Source organism: Promineifilum sp. (SeqCode) (assembly GCF_041918635.1).
In the GTDB taxonomy this organism is placed as follows: domain Bacteria; phylum Chloroflexota; class Anaerolineae; order Promineifilales; family Promineifilaceae; genus Promineifilum.
On record NZ_JAYRVJ010000389.1, the window covers coordinates 1 to 4911 of the forward strand.

At 60.8% G+C, this 4911-nt stretch carries 4 protein-coding genes; all 4 read right to left on the reverse strand.

Features of this window, described 5'->3' with window-relative positions; translation table 11 throughout:
* On the reverse strand, window positions 1–861 hold an 861-nt coding region (locus ACE3UY_RS12155), incomplete at its 3' end, for a Gfo/Idh/MocA family protein (protein ID WP_374687783.1).
* A gap of 51 nt (window positions 862–912) precedes the next feature.
* Window positions 913–1794 (reverse strand): TolB family protein, encoded by an 882-nt coding sequence (locus ACE3UY_RS12160; RefSeq protein ID WP_374687784.1) that lies wholly within the window; start codon window positions 1792–1794, stop codon window positions 913–915.
* A gap of 182 nt (window positions 1795–1976) precedes the next feature.
* Window positions 1977–4253 (reverse strand): glycoside hydrolase family 3 C-terminal domain-containing protein, encoded by a 2277-nt coding sequence (locus tag ACE3UY_RS12165; RefSeq protein ID WP_374687785.1) that lies wholly within the window; start codon window positions 4251–4253, stop codon window positions 1977–1979.
* A 118-nt stretch (window positions 4254–4371) separates the two neighbouring features.
* Window positions 4372–4911, reverse strand: a 540-nt coding sequence (locus ACE3UY_RS12170; RefSeq protein ID WP_374687786.1) for a glycoside hydrolase family 2 protein, incomplete at its 5' end; no start/stop codon positions are given.

Below are 4911 nucleotides of genomic sequence, written 5' to 3' on the forward strand. Positions count from 1 at the left end.
CTCGTTGTTGCCTTTGAGGATGACCTTGACCTCGCCACCGAACTGATTTGGATCGGCCATATACATCACCCCCAGCGTACCGAACAGTACCAGGCTGGGCTTTTCCGGGATAATAAAGACCGAATTGGAATCAAATAGCAGCGTGCCCACGGTTCCACGCTCAAACACCAGTGTGCCAGCCATGATATTCTCACATTCTATCTGGAAGGTTTCACCGAAATTCTCAAGGGTATGCACCTGCCGCTGCGGATTACGGGTCTGCACCACGCCGGTGACTTCCCGAACCGGGCCTAACATACTGAGCAAAGCGGTTATGTAGTAAATCCCCACATCAAATCCTATCCCTCCGCCCGGTTTGACAGTGAAAGAGGTCGGGCTGCCGAAAATAGAACCATCCCGGCTGAGCGCGCCGTAACAGGAAGTAATTTCACCCAGCATACCGCTGTCCACCACATAGCGGGCGGTCTGGATGGCCGATCCTAAAAAGGTATCCGGCGCCGCCCCTAAATATAGCCCGTTTTGATCGGCAATCTTCAACAGCTCGGCTGCGTCTTCCAGCTCGACCGTCAGCACCTTTTCGGTATAGACGTGCTTGTTGCCTTCAAGCAATCGTTTGATCACCGGGTAATGCGCCGTGGGGGTCGTCAGGTTGACCACAAGCTCGATGGATTCATGCGCCAGGATTTCTTCCATCGTCAGCGCCTCGGCCCCATATTTCCGCGCGGCCTGTTGCGCTTTTTCCGGATTCCGATCACAGCAAGCTACCACATCCAGGATCTTGAACTTCTCCTTCATCGTGGAGAGGTAGGCGTCGCTGATCATGCCGCAGCCAACGACAGCAACCTTAACTTGCTTAACCATCTTGTTCCTCGCTTCCTGATTCTGAACAGCGCTTTTCCGCAGCTCCGGCTTTCAGGCTTTAAGGTGATAGGATACAAAGGCGAGCGTCCGGCTGTCCGGCGACCAGGAGTTGACATTCATCGTCCCCTGCCCGCCGAACAGCTTTACGACTGTTCGTGAAGGCCCGCCGGCCGCCGGGATCAGGCGAATTTCAACGTTCTTATTGGCCGGGTGGTCGCCTGGCGCCACATCCCCTTTAGCATAGGCGATGTATACCACCTGCGTGCCATCCGGAGAGACGTGTGGGAACCAGCAGTTGGCCTCCTCCCGAACCATATGGGTTGGGTGGGAGCCGTCTGTTTCCATGCGCCACACCTGCATCAGACCTGTGCGGGTGGAGTTGAACCAGATGTGCCGGCCATCGGGTGAATACTCCGGGCCATCATCCAGGCCGGGTGAATTGGTCAGCCGGGTCTCCTGCCCTCCCTGAACCGAAATGGTGTATATGTCATACTGTCCGTCGCGCTCGGCGCAGTAGGCCAGGCGCAGGCCGTCCGGCGACCAGCCGTGTAGATAACTCGGCCCTTTCTCGGTCACAAGCTGCGGTTGCCCGCCGGCCAGGGGCAGCAGGTATATGCGTGAGGTGGCATCCTTGTATGTAAAATGGCTGACGGCGACCTGGCTGCTATCCGGCGAAAGGACGTGATCGTTGTTGCAGTCAATGGCGAAGCCACTATCCACTTCACGAATCGCTCCACTGACCAGCGAAAACGTATAGATACGCCCCCGGCTGTTATAAACCAGAAACTGCCCATCTCGTGTCCAGTTGGGCGCTTCGATGACGTGATCAAACTTCTGGAGCACAGTGCGGCTCCCGCTCTGCACATCGACCGTTTCCAAAAAGCTATACGTATCTCGCTGGGCGATCCATTGGCGCAATGTTTGAATGTCCATTGGTGTCTACCATTGTCAGGGAAGGCCAATCATCCGAACCTTATTGGTGAAATAGCGCGGGGGCAGCATTCTCACCGATAACCCGGAGGTCGCGGGGTCGAATCGCGCCCCCGCTGCTCAAAAAGAAATCCCCTCGGACGAGGGGATTTTTCTTTTGTCCTCGCGGACCGCGTCCGGCCTACTTATCTAGCCCCATGCACCTGCTCCAACAACATATTGGTGATGTCATCCGGCGGCTGTGTCAGCGAACCTTCCTGGAAGTGGAAGAAGTTGCGCAAAGGCAAATCCAGCAGGAAGCCCACCAGGTCCATATCCATCGAATTGTCGTCCGAGTCGTCGCTGCTGAAGAGGCCGCCCTTCTTCATCAATTCGTTGAAGATCGGCTCCAGGATCGGCTTGCCTGCCGGATCGTTGAGCCAGGCGCGAATTGTTGACTCGTCATGCAGCGTGCTCGGCAGTTGCAGCGTGGATTGCAGCGTCACCGTGGCGCAGCAGCGGATATCGGCTGAAGAAGCGCCGACGAGGATGTCAAACTGCCCGTCCTCGGTAATCCACTGCGGGTACGCCGGATCGTAGTAGGCAAAGGCGCGCGAATCGAGGCTGACGGAGACGGTCTTGGTCTCCCCCGGCTGGAGCGATACCTTGGCAAAGCCCTTCAGTTCCTTGTACGGCCGCGCCAACCGCGACTCCCGATCGCGCACGTATACCTGCACGATCTCCTGGCCGGCCACCGGCCCGGTGTTGGTCACGTCCACCGACACCGTGAGGCCATCCACGTCCCGGAAGCTGTCGGCCGACACCCGCATGTTGCCGTAGGCGAAGCTGGTGTAGCTCAACCCGTAGCCGAAGGGGAACAGCACTGGCACTTGCCGGGTGTCATAGTAACGATAGCCGATATACAGCCCCTCGCCGTAGCGCACGACGCCGTTCTCGCCGGGGAAGTTGAGATAGGCCGGCGTGTCCATCAGGCGCAGCGGATACGTCTCGGCCAGCTTGCCGGACGGGTTGACGCGGCCGAACAACACGTCGGCGATGGCCCCGCCGCCCGCCTGCCCCATCATCCACGCCTCCAGCACGGCCGCCGCGCCGTCCAGCCACTCTCCCATGACCACCGGCGCGCCGTTGTTGAGAATGACGACGGTGTTAGGCTGGACGGCCGTCACCGCCTGAATGAGCGCGACCTGTTGCGCGGTCAAGTCCAGGTCTGGCCGATCGTACCCCTCCGACTCCTTGAACGTCGGCAGGGCGATATAGAGCAGGGCAACGTCGGCCGCCAGGGCAATGGTCACGGCCTCGTCGATCAACGCCTGATCCCGGCTGTCATCCCTGGGGTAGCCCTCGGCAAAGCTGATCTCCGCGTTGCCGGCCAGCTTCTGCAGCTCGTTAAAGGGCACGTCCACCTGGGTGGGGTTGATGTGCGAGCTGCCGCCGCCCTGGAAATGCGCTTCCCGCGCCGCCCGGCCGACGACCGCGATGTGCTGTGGAGCCTGCAAAGGCAGCAACCCGTTGTTCTTCAGCAGAACCATGGACTCGGCCGCGATCTTGCGGGCCAAGGCGTGGTGGGCCGCCACGTCAAACGCCTTGCCCTTGGGCGTCTGCGCCGCGCGGCAGACGATGGTCAAAATGCGACGGACGGCTTCGTCCACCACCGCTTCGTCCAGGTCGCCGTTGCGCACCGCTTCAATGACGGCGTTGACGCGCGCTTGCTTGGGGCCGGGCATTTCCAGGTCTAGTCCGGCTTGCAAGCCGGCCACCCGATTGTGTACCGCTCCCCAGTCCGATACGACAAACCCTTCGAAACCCCATTCCTTCTTGAGGATGTCGGTCAGCAGCCGGCGGTTCTCGGAGGCGTAGGTTCCATTGACCTTGTTGTAGGAGCACATGACCGTCCAGGGCTTGGCCTTGGTCACGGCCATCTCAAACGCCGGCAGGTAGATCTCGCGCAGAGCGCGCTCATCCACCTCGGCGTTGATCGAGCAGCGCTCATACTCCTGGTTGTTGGCGGCGAAGTGCTTGAGCGACGTACCCACGCCCTGGCTCTGAATCCCCTCGATCAGTCCGACCGCCATCGCGCCCGCCAGATAGGGGTCTTCGGAGAAGTACTCGAAGTTACGGCCACACAGCGGCGAGCGCTTCATGTTGGCGCCGGGGCCGAGGATGACATCGACGCCCAGCGCAATTGCCTCCTCAGCCAGCGCCTGCCCCATCTCATAGAGCAGATCCACGTCCCAACTGGCGGCCAAAGCGGAAGCAGTGGGGAAACAGGTCGCCGGCAGGCTCTTGTTGGACATTGAATGAACTTCGGGCACACGGCGCAGGCCGTGCGGGCCATCCGACACGAACAGTTCCGGCACGTCGAGCCGCTCCACCGGTGTGGTCGTCCACGCGCTGGCTCCGGTGCACAACGCCGCTTTTTCTTCCAGGGTCATTTGGGCAATAAGAGATTGAATGCTAGTCATGACAGGCTCCCTTTATGAGCTGTAACGGACATCGATTTCACAGTCATAGACTCGAATAGTCCGCATCGTCGTGAAACCTGGATTATCCAGTGTGCTTCCCGTCTCGTCCTGATTCGCCTCAGCGATACTGAAACGAGTCATAAACTGTGCGGATCTGCAGGGCCGTCGCGGCCCGCGATTCATCCCATCCCGCCGGCAGCGGACAGGTCACGGTAACCGGCCGGCCGGCGGGCAGATCGAAGTAGTTGTCGCTGAAGATCACGTCCGCGCCGTCGAGCGAGAGCTCCACCAGCCGCGCCAGCGACCGCCCGCGCAACTCGACCTGGAGCCGCTCTCCGTTGGGGCGACAGGCTACCGCCACCCGGGGATCGACCAGCGACAGGTGTTTCGTGGGCGCGAAGTAAGCCGTCTGCCAGGCCACTCGCTGCGCTCCCTGCCACAGTTCGGCGATGAAGACGAGGTCGCGCCGGTTGTCGTCCGTGACGTGCCCGGCCAGATCGAACGTCTTGATCGCCGTCGTCGCCAGCGGCGCGGCCCGCACCGCCTCCTCACCGGCGGCCAGCGCCGTACCGTCCAGCGTTTCCAGCGACCAGCGCACGCTGCCTTCCCACGGGTCGCGCCGGTCGTTGGTGACGTAGACCCCCTGCCGCGGCGGATC